Below are 20,467 nucleotides of genomic sequence, written 5' to 3'. Positions count from 1 at the left end.
TGACAGTGGCACACTGGATTCGGTGAAAACCCTCGCTCGCGGGGAGAACTGCCCCGCTCCGGCCGGTCCTCTGACGGTCACGCTCACGGCATCGACCTCGGTGGACGTCTCCGCGCTGCTGCTGGGTCCGAACGGTCGGGTGCGTTCGGACGCGGACCTGGTGTTCTACAACCAGCCCTCCGCCTCGGGCGTCGAGTATCGCCGCACCCCCACCGGTCACCTGCTGATGTTCGACGCCGCTTCCGTCCCCGCCGGCGTCGACACCGTGGCCGTGGCTGCGTCCCTCGACGGAACGGGACCCGCGACGTTCGCGGCCGCGGGCCCGACTGCGGTGACGGTGTCCGATGCGTCGGACACAGCACTGGTCGGCTTCACTGCCGATGCACTCGGCGACGAGAGCGCACTGGTGTGTCTGGAGTTCTATCGGCGCGGCGAGCAGTGGAAGATCCGCGCCGTCGGCCAGGGATACGCCGATGGCCTGGCCGGTTTGGCCACGGCGTTCGGCATCAGCATCGACGAGGACGACCCGACGCCCGACCCGACGGCCTCCGTCGAGCAACCTCTCCGTCCCACGCAGTCACCTACGTCGTCCACCGATTCATCAGCCCCTCGAGGAGTTCTGGCCATGAGAAGTGAACTGTTCGCGCCCGCTCACGCCGAGGTTCCCGGTTCGGGTATCCAGAAGCAGGGCAGCAAGATGTGCCGCATCGGGATGAACGGCGAGGTGATGGCCCGGGCCGGTTCGATGGTGGCGTATCAGGGCAATCTGCAGTTCGAGGCGAAGGGGTCCGGTGGGATCGGCCGGGCTCTGAAACAGGCACTCTCGGGTGAGGGTGTTCCTCTGATGAAGGTCACCGGTCAGGGCGACCTCTTTCTCGCCAACGCCGCTCAGGACGTTCATCTCATCGACCTGGACGGCACGGACGGGTTGACCATCAACGGGGCCAATGTGCTGGCTTTCGAGAGTTCGCTGAGCTACGACATCAAGCGGGTGCAGGGTGCCGCGGCAGGCGGCAATGCCGGTTTCTTCAACTGCGTGTTCTCCGGACGCGGCCGGATTGCCATCACCACGGACGGGGTTCCGGTGGTGCTGAACGTCGACCAGCCGACCTTCGCGGATCCACAGGCTGCGGTCGCGTGGTCGTCGTCCTTGCAGACGAGAGTCAAGAAGAACGATTCGTTCGGACTCGGCACGCTGATCGGTCGAACGACGGGTGAGCGCTTCACCCTCGAGTTCTCGGGTCAGGGATTCGTCGTGGTTCAGCCATCGGAGCAGCCGCCCGGTGGCCTGGTCGGTGGCAGCGGCAGCGGGGAGCAGGCCGGGGTCGGCGGTGCGCTCGGAGGATTGTTGGGCAGGTAGGGCCGCACACCGGAACGCAAAATGCCCGCTCCCAGGAAGGGAGCGGGCATTTGTGTGCAGGTACTACTTGGCCTTTTCGAGAACCTCGACCAGTCGCCAGTGCTTCGTGGCGGACAGCGGGCGGGTCTCCATGAGCTGAACGCGATCGCCTACGCCGGCGTCGCCCTTCTCGTCATGTGCCTTGACCTTGGTGGTACGACGGATGATCTTGCTGTAGAGGGGGTGCTTGACCCTGTCCTCGAGCTCGACCACGATCGTCTTCTCCATCTTGTCGGATACGACGTAGCCGATCCGGACCTTACGGTTGTTGCGCTCTTCAGTCACAGTCTTTTCCTCGCTCATGCCGCGTCACCTGCAGTGTCCTCGGAAGGACCAGATGCCAAGCCGAGCTCACGCTCGCGCAGGACGGTGTAGATGCGCGCGATCTCGTGACGGACGGTGCGCAGTCGACGGTTGTTGTCCAACTGGCCGGTAGCCATCTGGAAACGAAGGTTGAACAGCTCTTCCTTCGACTCACGCAGCTTGGTGACCAGCTCTTCACCGGTGAGCTCGCGGAGCTCTGCGGCTGGGGTTCCGGTAGCCATCAGAACTGCTCCTCCCTGGTGATGATGCGTGCCTTGATGGGCAGCTTGTGGATGGCGCGAGTCAGTGCCTCACGCGCGATGGTCTCGTCGGGGTACGACAGCTCGAAGAGCACACGACCCGGCTTGACGTTCGCGATCCACCACTCGGGCGAACCCTTACCGGAACCCATGCGGGTCTCGGCAGGCTTCTTGGTGAGCGGGCGGTCCGGGAAGATGTTGATCCAGACCTTGCCGCCACGCTTGATGTGGCGAGTGATCGCGATACGAGCGGACTCGATCTGACGGTTGGTGATGTAGGCGGGCTCGAGAGCCTGGATGCCGTAATCACCGAATGTCACCTGAGTTCCGCCCTTGGCGGCACCCGAACGCTTCGGGTGGTGCTGCTTGCGGTGCTTGACCCGGCGGGGGATCAACATGCGTCAGCCCTCCTGAGTGGGCTCGGTCGAGGCCGGAGCCTCGGTTGCGGATGCCGCGCGGCCTGCCTCGGTGCTGGTCGCTGTGGTGCCCGAGGCACCGCTGCGACGCGGACGAGTGGGACGCTCACGACGGGGACGGTCTGCACCGGCGGCCGGAGCCGCAGCGGCGGCGAGTTCACGCCGTCCGCCGACGATGTCGCCCTTGTAGATCCAGACCTTCACGCCGATACGGCCGAAGGTGGTCTTGGCCTCGTACAGCCCGTAGTCGATGTCGGCACGGAGCGTGTGCAGGGGAACGCGTCCCTCGCGGTAGAACTCCGAGCGAGACATTTCAGCGCCACCGAGACGGCCGGAGCACTGAACACGAATGCCCTTGACGTTGGGCTGACGCATGGCCGACTGGATGGCCTTGCGCATTGCCCGACGGAATGCGACGCGGTTGCTGAGCTGCTCGGCAACACCCTGAGCCACGAGCTGAGCTTCGGACTCGGCGTTCTTGACCTCGAGGATGTTGAGCTGAACCTGCTTGCCGGTCAGCTTCTCGAGAGCTCCGCGGATGCGGTCGGCCTCGGCGCCACGGCGACCGATGACGATGCCCGGGCGTGCCGTGTGGATGTCCACGCGAACACGGTCACGGGTGCGCTCGATCTCGACCTTCGCGATGCCTGCGCGCTCCATGCCGGTGGCAAGAAGCTTGCGGATCTCGACGTCTTCCTTGACGTACTCCGAGTACTGCTTGTCTGCGTACCAACGCGACTTCCAGTCAGTGGTGATACCCAAGCGGAAGCCGTGCGGGTTGATTTTCTGACCCACTACTGAGCCCCTTCCTTGGACGCCTGGCCCTTACGACGGTTACGAGACGTTCCGCCGGTCTTGGGCAGGCTTTCGACGATCACCGTGATGTGGCTGGTGCGCTTGCGGATCCGGAATGCCCGGCCCTGAGCGCGCGGCTGGAATCGCTTGAGGGTTGCACCCTCGTCGACGAATGCAGTGGCGACGATCAGTGTGCTGGGATCGAGATCCAGGTTGTTCTCGGCGTTGGCCGCTGCGGACGCGATCACCTTGGCGACCGGCTCGCTCGCTGCCTGCGGCGCGAACTTGAGGATGTTGAGCGCGTCCTCGACGGAGCGCCCGCGAACCAGATCCACGACGCGACGTGCCTTCATCGGCGTGACGCGAACGTGCTTCGCTACGGCCTTGGCAGTCGGATTGGCGGTGGGGGTGAAGTTGGTCATCGCCTCTTCGCCTTCCGGTCGTCCTTGATGTGACCCTTGAACGTGCGGGTCGGTGCGAACTCCCCGAGCTTGTGGCCGACCATGGAGTCGGACACGAACACCGGTACGTGCTTGCGACCGTCGTGGACGGCGAAAGTGTGACCGATGAAGTCGGGCAGGATTGTCGATCGACGGGACCAGGTCTTGATGACCTGCTTGGTTCCCTTGTCGTTCTGGACGTCAACCTTCGCGAGGAGGTGATCGTCTACGAACGGGCCTTTCTTCAGGCTGCGTGGCATTCTGAACTCCCTCCTAGCGCTTGTTCTTGCCGGTACGACGACGACGGACGATCAACTTGTCGCTCGCCTTGTTCTTGCGGGTACGGCCTTCCGGCTGTCCCCAGGGGCTGACCGGGTGGCGTCCACCGGAGGTCTTGCCCTCGCCGCCACCGTGCGGGTGGTCGACCGGGTTCATCACGACACCACGAACGGTCGGGCGCTTGCCCTTCCAGCGCATGCGGCCGGCCTTGCCCCAGTTGATGTTCGACTGCTCGGCGTTGCCGACCTCGCCGACGGTTGCGCGGCAGCGCACGTCGACGCGACGGATCTCACCGGACGGCATACGCAGCGTGGCGTAGGGGCCTTCCTTACCGAGGAGCTGGATGCTCGCTCCAGCGGAGCGGGCCATCTTGGCGCCTCCACCCGGACGAAGCTCGACCGCGTGGATGGTCGTACCCGTCGGGATGTTGCGCAGGGGCAGGTTGTTGCCGGGCTTGATGTCGGCATTGGCACCCTGCTCGATCGGCGATCCCTGGGCGATGCCCTTGGGTGCGACGATGTAGCGCTTCTCGCCGTCTGCGAAGTGCAGCAGTGCGATGTTCGCGGTGCGGTTGGGGTCGTACTCGATGTGAGCGACCTTGGCCGGCACGCCGTCCTTGTCGTTGCGACGGAAATCGATGAGACGGTATGCACGCTTGTGACCGCCACCCTTGTGCCGGGTGGTGATGCGACCGTGTGCGTTACGTCCACCGCGGCCGTGCAGCGGGCGGATCAGCGACTTCTCGGGGGTCGAACGCGTGATCTCAGCGAAATCGGAAACGCTGGAGCCACGACGGCCCGGGGTTGTCGGCTTGTATTTACGGATTGCCATGAGTCTTCTCGTCCTCTATATCCGAAGAGTCCCAGCCGCTTACGCGACCGGACCTCCGAAGATCTCGATGGGCTTGCTGTCGGCGGAGAGCGTTACGAGCGCGCGCTTGGTGTCCTTGCGCTTGCCGTAACCGAACCGGGTCCGCTTACGCTTGCCCTGACGGTTCATCGTGTTGACGCTGGTCACGGTGACGTCGAAGATCTTCTCGACGGCAATCTTGATCTGCGTCTTGTTCGAGTCCGGGTGCACCAGGAACGTGTACGTGCCTTCTTCGATAAGTCCGTAGGACTTCTCGGAGATGACCGGTGCCAGCAAGATGTCGCGGGGATCGGCGATCGTGGTCACTTGCTTGCCTCCTCGTTCTTTGCAGGCCCAGCGATGAAGGTGTTCAGCGCTTCCACGCTGAAAACGACATCATCGGCGTTGAGCACGTCGTAGGTGTTGAGCTGGTCGGGTGCGATGGGGTGCACGCCGTCCAGGTTCTGCACGCTCTTCCAGGCTGCGATGTCCTCGCGGCCGACGACGAGCAGGACCTTTTTGCGGTCCGAGATCTCGGCGAGGAACGTCTTCGCACCCTTGGTGGACGGAACCTGTCCGGCAACCAGTTCGGTGATGACGTGCAGTCGCTCGCTGCGGGCCCGATCGGAGAGGGCTCCGCGCAGGGCGGCTGCCTTCATCTTCTTGGGGGTCCGCTGGCTGTAGTCGCGCGGCTGCGGTCCGTGGACCGTGCCACCGCCGACGAACTGAGGAGCGCGGGTCGAGCCCTGACGGGCGCGGCCGGTGCCCTTCTGCCGGTACGGCTTCTTGCCGCCGCCGCGAACCTCGCCACGAGTCTTCGTGGAGTGGGTTCCCTGACGAGCAGCTGCCAGCTGTGCGATGACGACCTGGTGCAGCAGCGCGATGTTCGCCGGAGCGTCGAAGATCTCCGCGGGGAGATCGACGGTGCCGTTGGTCTTGCCGCCGGCTTCCTTGACATCGAGCGTCAGCTTGGTCTCGGTGTTCTTCTCGAGGCTGGTCATGCCCGTGCACCACCCTTCAATGCAGACTTGACGATCACGACGTTGCCGCGACGGCCCGGGATCGCTCCCTTGATCAGCAGCAGACCGTTCTCGCTGTCCACCTTGTGGACCGAGAGGTTCTGCGTCGTGACGCGGTCGCCACCCATACGTCCGGACATGCGCATTCCCTTGAAGACGCGACCGGGTGTTGCGCAGCCACCGATGGATCCGGGGCGACGGTGCACGGCCTGTGCACCGTGGCTCGCGCCCTGACCCTTGAAGCCGTGACGCTTCATGGTTCCGGCGAAGCCCTTGCCCTTGCTGGTGCCGGTGACGTCGACGTATGCGCCGTCCTCGAACACTGCAGCGGTGAGCTCCTGGCCGATCTCGAACTGCGAGGCGTCGGCTACGCGAATCTCCACGATGTGGCGACGCGGCGTGACACCTGCCTTCTCGAACTGGCCGGTGGTGGGCTTGTTCACCTTGCGCGGGTCGATCGCACCGAATGCGACCTGGACGGCGCTGTAGCCGTCACGTTCCTGGGTGCGGATCTGGGTGACCACGTTGGGGCCTGCCTTGATCACGGTCACCGGAACGACGCGGTTGTTCTCGTCGAAGACCTGGGTCATTCCGAGCTTGGTGCCCAGAATTCCTGTCGCAGGCCGGTTCTTGTTATCAGTCATCGTTGTCTCCGCGCTCACTGGATGTTGACGTCGACACTGGCCGGGAGGTCGATGCGCATGAGCGCGTCCACCGTCTTCGGTGTCGGGTCGAGGATGTCAATGAGCCGCTTGTGAGTACGCATCTCGAAGTGTTCGCGCGAGTCCTTGTACTTGTGCGGCGAACGGATGACGCAGTACACGTTCTTCTCTGTCGGCAACGGCACCGGTCCGACGACGCGGGCACCCGTACGGGTGACCGTTTCGACGATCTTGCGCGCTGACGCGTCGATCGCCTCATGGTCGTAGGCCTTGAGCCTGATGCGGATCTTTTGTCCCGCCACGCTTAGTGTCCTTTTCTTGCCGCTTGGTCGTAGAACGGGCCGTTCGGCCTGCTCCACCTCGTCTGCACAGTCCCCGAGCCGTGGAAAACCCACCGACTCGAACTGCCTTCGTGCACACACGACAGTGAAAAACGTTGACGACCAGGCGTGGCCTGATTCCGTTGCCGCTCTTCATCTGTCATGGTTCTCCGGTCCACGCGGTCGGGCGTGTCGCGATTCCGCTCATTCCTCTGCGCTGAAACTTTCGCTTCAACCATCCGAATCGAACGAAATCCGCACCGATCGAGCTGGTGTTCCGGACGCGCTCACGTGGAGCGCTGGTCTCATGTTCTTGCTCAGTCGACCTTTCGGCCGACTCACCTGTTTCAGGCCGCACGCAAGCGCGTCCCGTGTCCAGGCAACCCGACCAGTATGCCGCAGACCGGGCAGCAGATCAACTCGGGGCCGATCGATCGCTACCGAGCTACCTTACCGAGCAGTAAGGTAGCGCCATGACCACCCTCGAGAACACTACCGGAGCGACCTATCGCGCCTGGTCGAAGCTACCGAACAACACTGTCGGGTCCACTCTCTTCTCCGTCGGCATGTGTCTGCGCGTTCCGTACTTCGCATCCGTGCTTCCCCGTGTCGTCGCGCTCGAGCCGGGACGCTGCGAGGTCACCGCGCCCAAGTGGTTCGGCATTCGGAACCACCTGGGCACCTTCCACGCCATCGCCGCGTGCAACCTCGCCGAGGTCGCCATGGGCATGCTCGCCGAGGCGACCGTCCCCACCACGCACCGATGGATTCCCAAGTCCATGACAGTCCAGTACCTGACGAAGGCCACGACGTCGCTGCGCGCGGTCGCCGAACTCGACGAGGTCCCCGATTTCGGAACGATCACCGACGGCATCGACATCGTCGTACCCGTCGCGATCCGAGATACCTCGGGCATCGAGGTGGTGCACGCGGACATCACCATCTGGGTCTCCGCGGCGTCCCGTTGACATACTCGACCGATGAACTCGGTGACACGGTCGCGGTCCCATGACTCGGTAGCGGTGATCGGAGGTTCGGGAGCGGTGGGCCGCCTGATGGTCGATCTGCTGCTCGCGGACGGCGTACCGGTGACCGTCGTGGACGTGCACGCTGGCCCGGAGCTCGACGGTTCGACGGTGATCGCCGGCGACATCACCGCCCCCGCCGAGCCGGTCGAATCGGTGCTGAGAGAAGCGACGACGGTGATTCTGGCCGTCCCCGAATCCGTGGCGCTGCGGGCCGACCTGTCCGCAATGCGCGCCGACGCCCTGCTGGTGGAGACCCTGTCGGTGAAGTCCGGCTTCTCCCACCATGTACAGGGCGCGCGTCCGATCGGTGCCACGCTGGGAATCAATCCCATGTTCGCCCCGTCGCTCGGAATGGCCGGACGCCCGGTTGCGGCCGTCGTGCATCGACCCGGCCCGCCGGTGGATGCCTTCCTGGACGGCATCTCGCGGTGGGGCGCTCGGGTAGTCCTTCTCGACGCCGCACGTCATGATCGCCTCGCCGCGGCGACGCAGGCGCTGACGCACGCCAGCGTCCTGGCGTTCGGACTGGCTCTGGCCGAACTGGACCTTCCGTTCGTCGACATCGACGCCGTTGCGCCTCCCCCGCACGCGTCGATGCTCGCGATACTGGCGCGGATCACCGGCGGGGAACCCGAGGTCTACTGGGATGTTCAGGCCGGCAATCCCCACGCGGCCGAGGCCAGGGCGGCGTTGCATCGCGCGACGCAGACGGTGAGCGAGACCGTCGATTCCGGTTCCGAGGCCGACTTCGCCGCTCTGTTGGCGCAGGCCGAGGCCGCTCTGGGTGGGAACGGGGATCGGTATCGGGCGGTGTGCGCGGAGATGTTCGGTATCGTTCGAGGTAGCAGTGGTAACCGATGACCACGAGTACGAGCGCGGAGGCGAGGCACACGATGTTGGAACAGCCGTCGTTGCCGGAGTTCGATTCCGACGATGTCGTCGAGAGTGCGGTCGTCGCTCGATTGGCGAAGAACTGGTCGCAGCGCGCGACGGTCAAGAAGCCCGAGCCCGAGCTGGACGATCTGTTCGACACCACCAAGCAGGATTTCCCCGACGTTCTGATCCCATTCGGCGAGCACGACACCTTCACCGGTGCCACTGCCGAGCAGCAGGATCGACTGCGTGCCTGGGGTTGGATCGCGTTCAACAAGAACGTGATGGACGTCGAGCAGCACGTCGTTCATCCCGGTTTCGCTCTGTTGGCGCAGGACGTGTTCGAGACCGGGATGGGTGACACCCTCGCTGTGGCGGTCACCCAGGCCATGGTGGACGAGCAGTACCACACCCTCATGCACCTCAACGCGAGCGCTGCGACCAGACGCGGACGCGGGTGGGCTCTGTCGGAACGATCGTTGCCGTTCAGCTCCACCGTGCGCAGGCAGCGTGCGGCGCAGGCGACCAGTGACGACCCCTGGTCGGCGGCGATCAGCTCGCTCGCGTTCATGACGGTTGCAGAGATCTCCATCACCTCGTATCTGGACCTGATCGAGGACGACGACATCATTCAGCCCATCAACCGGGCCACCGTCAAACTGCACAACCGCGACGAGTACTGCCATGCGTCCATCGCCGACGACATGGCTGCGATCGTCTTCGACAGGCTCCGCCCCGACGACCGCCAGAAGTTCCTGGACGGGCTGGTCGACGGCATGGACGCGTTCTCGAGCAGCGACTTCTCCACCTGGGGACGCATTCTCGAACTCGAGGGCGTGCGCGGTGGCGGGCAGATGCTCGTGGACGTCGAGCAGGACAAGAGCCGCCGCGCGTTGGTTCAGGACTACAGCGGGTTGCGGTCTCTGTGCCGCAAACTCGACGTCGAGAACAGTATCGATATCGACTGGGACTGACTGCGGAGGTCACGCAGCGACGACCCACAAGTAACATCCACGGCGAATTTCGCTATCAAGTAGTGGCCCTCGACTCCACGGGGTCCGGTCCCACCACTCCCCCCCCGACAGCTCGGAGATTCGATGTCGTCAGCTCAACACGCAGCCGTACACGTGGAGGACGTACACAAGTCCTTCGGCGATGTGCAGGCGTTGCGCGGCATCAGCTTCTCCGCCGAACGGGGAACGGTGCTGGGGATTCTGGGCCCGAACGGTGCAGGCAAGACGACGACGGTGAAGGTGCTCTCCACTCTGATCGCACCCGACCGGGGCAGGGCATTCGTCGCAGGTCACAATGTCGCGACCGACGCTCCGGCAGTGCGCCGCTCGATCATGATGACCGGGCAGTACGCGGCCCTCGACGACACTCTGTCCGGCCGCGAGAACATCGAGCTGTTCGGCCGTCTGATGGGTCTGGACAAGAAGGCCGCGAAGGCCCGAGCCAAGGCCCTGCTCGACGAGTTCGACCTGTCCGATACCGGCAAGCGCCCCGTCCGTGGCTACTCGGGCGGTATGCGTCGCCGCATCGACATCGCCTGCGGCCTCGTCGTGCGGCCGGAGGTCGTGTTCCTGGACGAGCCGACCACCGGACTCGATCCCCGCAGTCGGCAGGGCGTCTGGTCGTTGGTCGAGGCACTCAAGTCGCAGGGCATCACTGTGCTGTTGACGACGCAGTATCTCGAAGAAGCAGATGTCCTGAGCGACAACATCATCGTCATCGACAAGGGCACGGTCATCGCAGAAGGCACCTCGGACCATCTCAAGGCCATGACCGGCGGCAGCTACTGCGAGGTCGTTCCCCTCGATCCCGGCCAACTCCGCGCGGCCGCCGAAGCCCTCGGCGACATGGTTCCCGCTGCAGTTCACGCCGAGATCACCGCTGCCTCGGACCGGCTCTCCGTTCCTGCCCCCGACGGCGCAGCCACGCTGTCGGAAATCCTGCGCCGCATCGATGCGGTGGGCATCGTGCTCGCCGACATCGCCCTGCGCCGCCCGTCGCTCGACGACGTGTTCCTCACCCTCACCGGTCACTCGAAGACGAGCACCACACCATGACGGCCACGACGCGAGGCGTAGCCGGTTCGCAGGCGAGGACCGTGCAGCGGACCGATGTCGGTTCGACGGCTCAGCAACCCAAGCGACGGTCGAGGACGAAGCCGTCGGGATTCGTGCAGTGGCAGGCCCTCACCGGGCGTGCGCTGTGGACGATGCTCACCAAGGGTGAGTTGTTGGTCGCGGTCATCGCCCCGCTCATCTTCACCGTCGGCTTCTACCTGCCGCTCAAGTTCGTCATGGGTCTGCAGGGCATCGACTACGCCCAGTTCCTGATGCCGATCATCGTGCTGCAGGCCATGGCGTTCACCGCGATCTCCGCGGCGCAGCGTGCCTCGGCCGAGGCGATGAGTGGCCTGAATTCCCGGTTGAAGACCATGCCCGTCGTGCGGGGTGTGCCGCTGGTGTCGCGCATCTCGAGTGGTGTCGTCCGCTCACTGGTGTCTCTGGTGTCCGCTCTCGGCTTCGGTTACGTCATCGGCTTTCGATTCACTGCGGGATTCGGTCAGGCCCTGTTGTTCTGTGCACTGGCCATGCTGATCAGCACCACGTTGTCGATCGGTGCCGATGCGATCGGAACGCTGTCGAAGAGCCCCGAAGCGACCAGCCAGGTGTTGACCCTGCCCCAGCTCATCCTCGGCATGGCCTCGTGCGGATTCGTTCCGGAAAGCGGTTTTCCCGAACTCATCCGCCCCTTCGTTCGCAATCAACCGATCTCTCAGTTCTCGTTCGCGATGCGGGACATGGCCGAAGGCGGAGTCACCTTTCAGGTGCTGTGGCCATCCCTCGCCTGGATCGCAGGCCTGATCGTGTTCTTCGTCCCGCTTGCCATCTGGGCGAGCTCTAGACCGGAATGACGAGTCCGAGATGACCATGTCCGAAGCGTCGGTGAACGCTGCTCGCGTATCCAACTTGACCTTTCCCGAACCCAACATGGCCCTGCGAGAAGGGTCGATCCGCGCGCTCGGGACGCACAGTCTGATCCAGGCCAAGCGACTTCTGATGCGGTGGATGCGCGATCCGTCGACGATGATCCAAGCCTTGCTGTACCCCGCGTTGATGCTGGTCATGTTCCGGGTCGTACTCGGCAACTCGATCTCCGCGGCCACCGGAGCCCCGGCCATCTACGGCCAGGTTCCGATGATCGCTCTCGTCGGGGCCATGTTCGGGTCCATCGTCAGCGCTGTCGGTCTCAAGGGTGAGCGGAAATCGGGCTTGCTGTCCAGGTTCTGGACGACACCGACTCACCGTGCCGCCGGCCTGCTCGGCAGAATGATCGCCGAAGCCGTCCGAGTGCTCGTCACCACCACCGTCATCATCGCTGCCGGAGTGGCGATGGGGTTCAGATTCACCCAGGGGTTCCAGGCCGGACTCTTGTTGCTTCTGATTCCGGTCGTGTTCGGTATCGGGTTCGCGGTGATGGTCACGTTCCTCGCGACCGTCGCCGGTAATGCTCCCCTGGTTGAACTGGTCTCGATCTTCTGCACCCTGTTGATGTTCTTCAATGCCGGCTTCGTTCCGGTTCTGGCGTATCCGCTCTGGCTGCAGCCGGTCGTCGCAGCTCAACCGATGTCGGTCGCGGTCGATGCCATGAGGAACCTCGCTCTCGGAGGTCCGGTCATGACACCGGTGCTCCAGACGTTGGCGTGGTCTCTGGGTCTGGTCGTGGTGTTCCTCTATCCTGCAATTCGGGGGTACAAGAAGGCATCCGCGACCGGCTGATCGAATAGGCTCCGGCCGTCGATGGCCACGCTGGGAGGTGACGTCGTGGCCAATGGGCACCCCGAGCACCCGTCGATCTCGGTGATCATTCCGGTGAGCTCGCTCGATCCCCTGCTCGACGCGCAGTTGCAGGCATTGGCGGAGCAGGATTCCGATTATCGGTTCGATGTGCTGATTTCGGACAATGCCGGTGACGGACGAGTCGGCGATCACGTGTCCTCGCACCCCCTACGGGATCGACTGCAGTTGACCTGTGTCGACGCATCCCAGCAGGTCGGCGCGGCGCATGCCCGCAATCGCGGTGCCGAGAACGCCTCCGGTGAGCTGTTGATGTTCTGCGATGCGGACGACGTGGTGCATCCGTCGTGGCTACGAACCCTCGCCGAGCTGGCCAGGTCGTTCGACGTAGCCGGTACCGCGGTGGAGACGTACACGTTGAACAGTGCGCAGGCGTTGTCCTGGACTCCGACCACACCGCCGGAGGATCAGGGCCGCACCGACTTCCTGCCCTTCGCCATCGGGGCCAGCATGGCCTGCTGGGCGTCGGTCTATCGCGATGTCGGTGGCATGGACAACCGGTTCCGGGCCAGCCAGGACGTGGAATTCTGCTGGCGCGCACAATTGGCCGGCTACACCCTCGGCTTCAGCACCGAGGCTGTCGTCGCCTATCGGCTCCGAGCCGAGCTCCGGCCCATGCTGCGCCAATCGTTTCGGCTCGGCTTCGGCTTCGCCAAACTGCGCGGAATCTATCGGACGCAGGGGTGCCCGGCCATGAGGGTCCGTACCGTCGCCTCGTGGTGGACCGCCCTACTGGTTCGCAATCCGCTTCTGCCGACCTCGTGGACCGGATTGGCCCGTGGTCATTGGGCGAGGGCCCTGTTCATCCGGGTCGGCGAAGTTCGCGGCGGCATCGCCTATCGCGCCTTCTGTTGGTGACGTCCGACACACCCACTGGATCGCCGGGCTGCCCGGCCTGCAGTCTTGAGTCGCGCGCCTGTAACGGATGGATGACCGATGTTACGGTCGAGAACACGGAGCTGCCGAAACCGGCGGCACATCGCACGCCTTCACACGAGATCGAGGCCATGTCGAACACGCTTTCCCGAGTACTGCCCACGGCGGTCGCTGCCGCCGTTGCCGGTGCCCTGTGCCTGACCGGGGCGGGAACAGCTACCGCGGCACCCGCCTCCCCCACGGGCACCTCCGTGTCTGCCACTCCTGTCCTGGAGGGCGCGAACGACTTCGGCTGCGTGCCCAGTGCGGCTCATCCACGTCCGGTGGTACTCGTGCACGGAACGAAGATGGATGCGTCGACGTGGAAGACGCTCGCACCGCAGTTGAAGAGCGAGGGCTACTGCGTCTTCGCGCCCAACTACGGCGGCGTCTCGCTCCTGTTCGATCCGAGCACGACCATCTGGGGTTCGGGTGATATCGCCGAGTCGGGACGGCAGATCGGTCGGTTCGTCGACGAGGTGCTTGCCGCCACCGGTGCAGAACAGGTCGATCTCGTCGGTCATTCACAGGGCGGCACGTCCTCGCGCCAGTACATGAAGTTCGACGGTGGCACCGATCCGCAGGATCCTGCCCGCAACAAGGTGCACACTTTGGTCACCCTCGGTGCCACCAACCACGGAACGACGTTCGGCGGTCTGCAGCAGCTCTCCGAACTGCTCACCTCGCTCGGACTCCCCGGCGACGCGCTCACCCCGCTCACGTACAACATGGCCGGTGCACAGCAGTTGGTCGGCTCCACGACGTTGACGAGCCTGAACGACGGCGGAGACGTCCAACCGGGAGTCGAGTACACCGTCATCGCCACCCGCAACGACACGGTGTCGACACCTCCGGGGAACACCTTCCTCCGGTCGGGTGATCCGTCGACGGTGCACAACGTATGGGTTCAGGACGTGTGCCCGGCCGCCACGACGTCGCACATCGGCCTCGTCACCGATCCCGCGCCGCTGTACATGGTCAAGTCGGCGCTCGACCCCGAGTACGCAGCGACCACCCCGCCACCCTGCTGACACTGCTGACACTGCACGATCCGTAGCCACCGGGGCCTCGACGACATCACGTCGCGAGGCCCCGGTCGCGTTCGAAGACCTACCGGTCCAGCTCGGTCTGCAACACGGGTCCGATTTCGGCCAGTGCGGACTGCGACGCCATCTGCCAGTGTGTCGAATGCACAGGAACCACGGTGACGCCCCCGTCGACCGCGTCCTCCCACGTCGACGCCGCGACGGTTCCGGTCGGATCGTCGACGACCGACGCGAAGAGTATCGACCGCCCGACGAATGTCCGGGGCACGTACGAGTCGATCAGCTCTGCCGAACGGGCGATCCCCTCCAGTATCCCGGCGACCCGGTCGCGGGAAATCTCGTCGAACGGAGCCGGCATCGATGCCAACAGATCCGCCACGGAATCGACCGTGAGCTCGCCGATCTCGAGATCGGAGTCCGCTCCCAAGCCGAGGCCACCGAGCATCTCTCCGGCCGACACAGGACGGTCCACGACGTGGTCGGTCCTGCCCGCGACGAACGAATCCATCATGGCCAGTGTCGACACCGACTCGCCTTCACGCTGCAGTTGCACGGCCATCGCGTGAGCGATCGATCCACCCATCGACCAACCGAGCAGGTGGTACGGGCCCGACGGCTGCACGGTACGAATCCTGTCCACGAACAGGGCTGCCCACTGCTCGATCGATTCCGGCAGCGGCTCGGCACCGGAGAGGGCAGGCGACTGCAATCCGTAGATCGGACGGTCGTCGCCGAGGTACGCCGACAGTCCGCCGAAGGCCCAGGACAGCCCCACGATGGGATGGATGCAGAACAGAGGTGACGAGGAGCCACCGAGCCGAAGAGGAATCAACGTCTCCAGCCCGGTGGAGTCCGCCCCCTCGCTCGACTCCGTCGCAGCCGTCATCCGCGCGGAGAGCGAGCCCACCGACGCGTCGACGAACAACCAGTTCAGCGGTACCGGCGCGCCGCCTAGGGCTGCTCTGAGCTTGGAGACCAACTTGACCGCCAGCAACGAGTTGCCACCCAGCGCGAAGAAGTCGTCGTCCAGCCCGACGCGCTCGACGCCCAACACTTCCGCGAACACCGCGGCGACCGATTCCTCGACCGGAGTCTGCGGAGCCCTGAACTCACGGGTTTCGAATTCCGGGGCCGGCAACGCCCGACGGTCCAGCTTCCCGGCTGCATTGAGCGGCAACGCATCGAGAACCACGAACGCCGACGGCACCATGTACGACGGCACCGCCGACCCCAATTCCGACCGCACCGCCTCGGCATCGACCGCGGCACCGACAGCAGGCACCACATAGGCAGCCAACGACTCCCCCACCGACAACTGCGCGACCACCACGACGGCCTGACTCACCGACGACAACGCCGTCAACGCCGTCTCGATCTCCCCCAACTCGATGCGCTGCCCGCGGAACTTGACCTGAAAATCGGTGCGACCGATGTACTCGAGCCGTCCGGCATCCATCGACCACCGGACCAGATCACCGGTGCGGTACATCCGCGCCCCCGCAGGACCGAACGGATCGGCAACGAAACGCTCCGACGACAGATCGGGCCGCGCAACATAGCCCCGAGCCAACTGCACGCCGGCGAGGTAGAGCTCACCCGGCACACCCGCTGGTACCGGATGCAGCCGCGAATCCAGAACGTGGACAGAGGTGTTCCACTCCGGCACCCCGATGCTCACCGAACCGTCCACCGCGACGTCCTCGGAGACGTCGCGATACGTGACACTCACCGCGGCCTCGGTTGGCCCGTAAAGATTGTGCACCCGCGCGTTCGACACTGCCCGGCACGCACTCACGGTCCGCGCGGGCAACGCCTCCCCGATCACGAAGATGTGCCGAAGCGAAGAGATGGACTGCGCAGCAACCGATTCGGCGAACACCGTGAGCATCGACGGCACGAAGTCCGTCACCGTCACGCCGTGACGGGCGATATCGGCCGCAACGGCCTCCACATCACGTTGCGCGCCCGGGGCCGCCACGATCAACCGGCCCCCGGTGCGCAGCGGCAGGAAGAACCCCCACAACGACACGTCGAACGTCGTGGCAGTCTTCTGCAAGTAGACATCCGACGCGTCGAGACCGTACTCCTGCGCCATCCACTCCATCTGGTTGACGATCGCACGATGCTCCACGGCGACCCCCTTGGGCCGGCCGGTCGACCCCGACGTGAAGAGCACGTACGCCAGATCGCCACCCACCGAGCGAGGGAAGACCAACGGCCCGCTCGGCACCGGTGGGTCCGTGATGTCGACGACCGGAATCGCTGTCCCCGTGACGAATTCGTCCCGCGCCGTCGACAGAACGACAATCGGCGACGCCGTGTCGAGAATGTAGTCGTTACGCTCGGCGGGCTGATCCGGATCCACCGGAAAGTACGCCGCACCGGATCGCAGCACGGCGTACATCCCGACCACCAGCTCGACCGATCGACGCATGGCCAACCCCACCAGCACGCCGGGGCCGGCCCCACGCTCCTGCAACAACGACGCAGTGGCATCCACCCGGTCCGAGAACTCCCGATACGTCAGCGACCGCTCACCGAACACCAACGCCACCGCATCCGGCGATTCGACCACCGTGCGATCGAAGCCGTCCAGCAGCACCTGGCCCGAATCGACAGCCACCGTGCTGCCGTTGCCCCGCAGCGAAAGTTGTTCGCGCTCAGCCGAATCGAGAATCTCGATGTCACCGACCACGACACTCGGACGAGCGGTGACCGCCTCGAGAACGGTCACCAACCGCTGCCCGAAGGACGTCGTGGTCGACTCGTCGAACAGATCCGTCGCGTACATCAACTCGACGGCCGGTCCTGCGCCGTCGCCCCGCTCGGTGAAGGTCACCTGGAGGTCGAATTTCGCCGATGCCACGCCGGAACCGAATGCCTCGACCCCGAGATCGGGCAGCTCGAAGGAACCCTGTGAGAAGTTCTGGAAGAACAGTGCAACCTGCACCAGTGGATGTCGTCCTTGCGAGCGCACCGGATCGAGTACCTCGACCAGACGCTCGAAGGGCACGTCGACGTTGTCGAACGCCTCGAGGTCGGCCGTACGTACCGTGTCGAGAACCTCGGCGAACGAGGCATCCGGGGCAACGGGGGTTCGCAGCACCACCGTGTTGACGAACATGCCGACCAGATCGTCGAGCCGGGCGTCGCCGCGGCCACCCACCGGCGCACCCACGGCGATGTCGGCCGTGCCCGACAGTCTCGCCAGCAGCACGGCCAACGCGGCGTGCACCACCATGAACGGGGTCGACTCGCTCGCGCTGGCGCACTCGAGCACTCGGGCGTGCAGCTCGGGGGCGATGTCGAACGACACCACCGCCCCTCGTCCCGACGCGACCCGAGGGCGCGGCCGGTCGGCGGGCAGCTCCAACTGTTCGGGTAGGCCGTCGAGCGCATGCTGCCAGTACCGAATCTGCTTGTCGGCAACAGAGTTCGGGTCCGATTCGGAACCGAGCATGTCCAGTTGCCACAGCGTGTAGTCGACATACTGAACCGGCAGCGGCGTCCACTGCGGTGCCGATCCGCTCCGTCGCGCGAGGTATGCCGTCATGACGTCCCGAGACATCGGAGCCATCGACAGACCGTCGGCCGAGATGTGATGCGCCACGAAGGCCAGTACGTACTCCGGTACCGAACCGGCGGGATCGGTGACCTCGAACAGTCGAACGCGGAACGGAATTTCGGTCGTGACGTCGAACCCACGCGTGAAGAACTGCGTCACCTCGGCCAGAGCGCTCTCGCGGGTGACAGGCACCACCGCCGTGTCGACCTGCGTGTCGGCCTCGTCGAGCACTCGCTGATATCCGCTGCCGTCGATGTCGGGGTAGACGGTGCGCAGCGATTCGTGGCGACCCACCACATCGAGGACGGCGGCCTGCAGCGCATCGACGTCGAGCGAACCGCGCAGCAGCAAGGCAACCGGCACGTTGTTGATCGCGGACGTGGTGTCGAGTCGATTCAGGAACCACATGCGTTGCTGAGCGGACGAGAGCGGAATGTGTTGCGGCCGGGCCCTCGAGGCATCGAGCCGGGCCCGGACCGGAGCGTCGACGGAGTCGGCTGCGTTCGCGAGCGCTTCGACGGTGGACGACTCGAACACCGAACGCGCAGGCACGTGCACGCCGAGTGCCGATCCCAACCTCGCAGCGAGTTTGGTGGCGATCAACGAATTGCCGCCGAGCGCGAAGAAGTCGTCGTCGAGACCGACGCGTTCGACCCCCAGCAACTCGACGAAGATGTCGGCTACCGTCTGCTGGGTGGGGGTCGTCGGAGCGCGGAACTCGGCGACCTCGAACACCGGCTCCGGCAACGCATCTCGGTCGAGCTTGCCGGTGGGGGTCAGCGGAATCGACTCGATCGGGGTGACCACGGACGGCACCATGTGCGCAGGCAGACTGCGTCCGGCGGCCTCGAGCAGGTTGTCGACGTCGAGCTCGACACCTGTCGTCGGCAGTACGTAGGCCGCGAGAACCGTTGCTCCCGTCGGCCCCCGGTAGCCGAGGGTCGCTGCGAACTCGACACCGTCGAGTGCGGTCAGAACGGCGTCGATCTCACCGAGCTCGATCCGGAATCCTCGAATCTGGACCTGGAAGTCGTTGCGGCCCATGTATTCGACGACGGGTCCGGTCGGCCCGTCGCGCCAGCGCACGATGTCTCCGGTTCGGTACAGCCTCGCCTGATTCGAGTCCCCCTCGACCGCATAAGGATTGGCGACGAAACGGGTTGCCGTCAGGCCGAACCGACGATGGTAGCCGCGAGCAAGACCAGCCCCGGTGAGGTACAACTCGCCCGGCACGCCGGCCGGGACCCGACGCAGCCGGTCGTCGAGAACGTGATGACCCATCTCCCTGGTCGACTGCCCGAGCAACACCGCCTCGCCTGCGGTCAGCGGTTGCGAGATGTTGCACACCATGGACGCTTCGGTCGGCCCGTAGACGTTGTGGAACCGGCGGTCGGTGGCCCATTTCGACATCAGTTCCGACGAGAAGGCCTCACCACCGACGGCGAGCACTCGCAGGTCGGGCACATCTGCCGGGTCCAGCGAGGCCAGCGCCGCCGGCGTGATGAAGGCATGCGTGACTCGGTGGCGGCGCAACACCTCGCTCAGATCGGTACCACCGTAGACGCCCGGTTCGACGATGACCATCGTCGAACCGGCACCGACGGCCATGAGCAGTTCGAGTACGGACGCGTCGAAACTGGGGGACGCGAAATGCAGTGTGCGCGAACCGGAGTCCAGGCCGTACGTCTCGACCTGGGTCGCGGCCAGTGGTGCCAGGCCCGCCTGGGAGACGGCGACACCCTTCGGTAGGCCCGTCGAGCCCGAGGTGTAGATGACGTACGCGAGATCGGACGCGCGAATCGGCGCGCGGCGATCGTCCGCGACCACCGGCCCGTCCGACAGCCCACTCAGTTCGTCCTCGACATCGGATGCGTCGAGCACGATCCACGACACCGCGTTCGGCATCGCAGCCTCGAACTGCGTTGCCGTGACACCCATTCGGACACCCGAATCGGTGGCCATGTGCTCGATACGAGCAGCCGGGTAATTGGGGTCGATCGGCACGAACGCTGCCCCGGTCTTGGCCACCGCCCACACCGCCATGACCGATTCGATCGATCGGGTCAGGGCCAGCGCCACGAAATCCCCTGGCCCGACTCCACGTGCGAGCAGCAGGCGAGCCAGCCGGGAGGATCGGGAATCGATCTCCCGGTAGGTCAGCGACCGGTCCCCGAATTCGGCAGCGATGCCGTCCGGGTTCTTCTCCACCGCGGCCGCCAGCAGAGTCGGCAGCGCAACGGTACGGGCGGGCCGAGTACGCGTCGGCCGAGACCGGGTGGGCCTGGGACGGGCCGGCCGGCCCCCCGCTCGGCCGCCGGACTCGGACGGTGTGCCGGTCGATCCATCCGCACTCATGTTAAGCAATGACTCCTCACCAGTTCTTCGCCGCACCGTCGACCGTGGAGGCGACCGACGGTCACCCCCACGGTTGA

21 protein-coding genes are annotated in these 20,467 nt (G+C 65.2%); 9 read left to right on the top strand and 12 right to left on the bottom strand.

Annotation, left to right across the window (positions count from 1 at the left end; genetic code table 11):
- Positions 1-22 precede the first annotated feature (22 nt).
- On the top strand, positions 23-1,360 hold the full coding sequence (locus CH276_RS27030; protein WP_094632383.1) for an AIM24 family protein: 1,338 nt from the start codon (positions 23-25) through the stop codon (positions 1,358-1,360).
- Between the two features lie 63 nt (positions 1,361-1,423).
- On the opposite strand, the gene rpsQ is transcribed toward CH276_RS27030, so the two are convergent.
- The 11 genes from rpsQ to rpsJ are packed head-to-tail and all read right to left on the bottom strand — an operon-like array spanning position 1,424 to position 6,724.
- Positions 1,424-1,702, bottom strand: coding sequence for a 30S ribosomal protein S17 (gene rpsQ, locus CH276_RS27025; RefSeq protein ID WP_032397542.1), 279 nt, complete (start codon positions 1,700-1,702; stop codon positions 1,424-1,426).
- Positions 1,699-1,944 carry a 50S ribosomal protein L29 gene (gene rpmC / locus CH276_RS27020; RefSeq protein WP_027496314.1) on the bottom strand — a complete coding sequence of 82 codons (246 nt, stop codon included), beginning with the start codon at positions 1,942-1,944 and terminating at the stop codon, positions 1,699-1,701. Before rpmC ends, rpsQ begins: the two co-directional genes overlap by 4 nt.
- Positions 1,944-2,360 (bottom strand): 50S ribosomal protein L16, encoded by a 417-nt coding sequence (rplP, locus tag CH276_RS27015; protein WP_027496313.1) that lies wholly within the window; start codon positions 2,358-2,360, stop codon positions 1,944-1,946. The genes rpmC and rplP overlap by 1 nt, the downstream gene beginning before the upstream one ends.
- Before the next feature lie 3 nt (positions 2,361-2,363).
- Complete coding sequence (gene rpsC, locus CH276_RS27010) at positions 2,364-3,173, bottom strand: 30S ribosomal protein S3 (RefSeq protein ID WP_027496312.1); 810 nt, start codon at positions 3,171-3,173, stop codon at positions 2,364-2,366.
- Complete coding sequence (gene rplV / locus CH276_RS27005) at positions 3,173-3,595, bottom strand: 50S ribosomal protein L22 (protein WP_037188319.1); 423 nt, start codon at positions 3,593-3,595, stop codon at positions 3,173-3,175. Before rplV ends, rpsC begins: the two co-directional genes overlap by 1 nt.
- Positions 3,592-3,873, bottom strand: coding sequence for a 30S ribosomal protein S19 (gene rpsS, locus CH276_RS27000; protein ID WP_008718309.1), 282 nt, complete (start codon positions 3,871-3,873; stop codon positions 3,592-3,594). Before rpsS ends, rplV begins: the two co-directional genes overlap by 4 nt.
- 13 nt (positions 3,874-3,886) lie before the next feature.
- Positions 3,887-4,723, bottom strand: a complete 837-nt coding sequence (gene rplB, locus CH276_RS26995) for a 50S ribosomal protein L2 (RefSeq protein WP_008718311.1) — start codon at positions 4,721-4,723, stop codon at positions 3,887-3,889.
- Positions 4,724-4,762: 39 nt separating this feature from the next.
- Positions 4,763-5,068, bottom strand: coding sequence for a 50S ribosomal protein L23 (gene rplW, locus CH276_RS26990; protein ID WP_027496310.1), 306 nt, complete (start codon positions 5,066-5,068; stop codon positions 4,763-4,765).
- Entirely contained in the window at positions 5,065-5,742 is a 678-nt protein-coding gene (rplD, locus tag CH276_RS26985) for a 50S ribosomal protein L4 (RefSeq protein ID WP_008718317.1), read from the bottom strand. The genes rplW and rplD overlap by 4 nt, the downstream gene beginning before the upstream one ends.
- Entirely contained in the window at positions 5,739-6,404 is a 666-nt protein-coding gene (gene rplC / locus CH276_RS26980; protein WP_032398245.1) for a 50S ribosomal protein L3, read from the bottom strand. The genes rplD and rplC overlap by 4 nt, the downstream gene beginning before the upstream one ends.
- A 14-nt stretch (positions 6,405-6,418) precedes the next feature.
- Positions 6,419-6,724, bottom strand: coding sequence for a 30S ribosomal protein S10 (gene rpsJ / locus CH276_RS26975; RefSeq protein ID WP_003938093.1), 306 nt, complete (start codon positions 6,722-6,724; stop codon positions 6,419-6,421).
- A 491-nt stretch (positions 6,725-7,215) separates the two neighbouring features.
- Between rpsJ and CH276_RS26970 the strand changes: the two genes are divergently transcribed.
- The 8 genes from CH276_RS26970 (at position 7,216) to CH276_RS26935 (ending at position 14,455) form a co-directional block, all read left to right on the top strand.
- A complete protein-coding gene (locus tag CH276_RS26970) occupies positions 7,216-7,710 on the top strand; it encodes a hotdog fold domain-containing protein (RefSeq protein WP_094632381.1) in 495 nt (164 codons plus the stop codon).
- Positions 7,711-7,722: 12 nt separating this feature from the next.
- Entirely contained in the window at positions 7,723-8,631 is a 909-nt protein-coding gene (locus CH276_RS26965) for a prephenate dehydrogenase dimerization domain-containing protein (protein WP_094632379.1), read from the top strand.
- Positions 8,632-8,663: 32 nt separating this feature from the next.
- Positions 8,664-9,617, top strand: coding sequence for a diiron oxygenase (locus CH276_RS26960; protein WP_094632439.1), 954 nt, complete (start codon positions 8,664-8,666; stop codon positions 9,615-9,617).
- A 123-nt stretch (positions 9,618-9,740) separates the two neighbouring features.
- Complete coding sequence (locus CH276_RS26955) at positions 9,741-10,712, top strand: ATP-binding cassette domain-containing protein (protein WP_094632377.1); 972 nt, start codon at positions 9,741-9,743, stop codon at positions 10,710-10,712.
- Positions 10,709-11,566 (top strand): ABC transporter permease, encoded by an 858-nt coding sequence (locus CH276_RS26950; RefSeq protein ID WP_032397547.1) that lies wholly within the window; start codon positions 10,709-10,711, stop codon positions 11,564-11,566. The genes CH276_RS26955 and CH276_RS26950 overlap by 4 nt, the downstream gene beginning before the upstream one ends.
- Positions 11,567-11,576: 10 nt before the next feature.
- Positions 11,577-12,431, top strand: a complete 855-nt coding sequence (locus CH276_RS26945) for an ABC transporter permease (RefSeq protein WP_045195971.1) — start codon at positions 11,577-11,579, stop codon at positions 12,429-12,431.
- A 21-nt stretch (positions 12,432-12,452) separates the two neighbouring features.
- Positions 12,453-13,367: a glycosyltransferase gene (locus CH276_RS26940; RefSeq protein ID WP_045195973.1), complete on the top strand. Its 915-nt coding sequence runs from the start codon at positions 12,453-12,455 to the stop codon at positions 13,365-13,367.
- A gap of 149 nt (positions 13,368-13,516) precedes the next feature.
- Positions 13,517-14,455, top strand: coding sequence for an esterase/lipase family protein (locus CH276_RS26935; protein ID WP_045200047.1), 939 nt, complete (start codon positions 13,517-13,519; stop codon positions 14,453-14,455).
- 79 nt (positions 14,456-14,534) lie between these two features.
- On the opposite strand, the gene CH276_RS26930 is transcribed toward CH276_RS26935, so the two are convergent.
- Positions 14,535-20,390 carry an amino acid adenylation domain-containing protein gene (locus CH276_RS26930; RefSeq protein ID WP_094632375.1) on the bottom strand — a complete coding sequence of 1,952 codons (5,856 nt, stop codon included), beginning with the start codon at positions 20,388-20,390 and terminating at the stop codon, positions 14,535-14,537.
- Positions 20,391-20,467 lie beyond the last annotated feature (77 nt).

This window comes from Rhodococcus sp. 06-470-2 (assembly GCF_002258235.1).
GTDB lineage: Bacteria > Actinomycetota > Actinomycetes > Mycobacteriales > Mycobacteriaceae > Rhodococcoides.
This window is presented reverse-complemented; position numbering and strand designations above follow the sequence as displayed.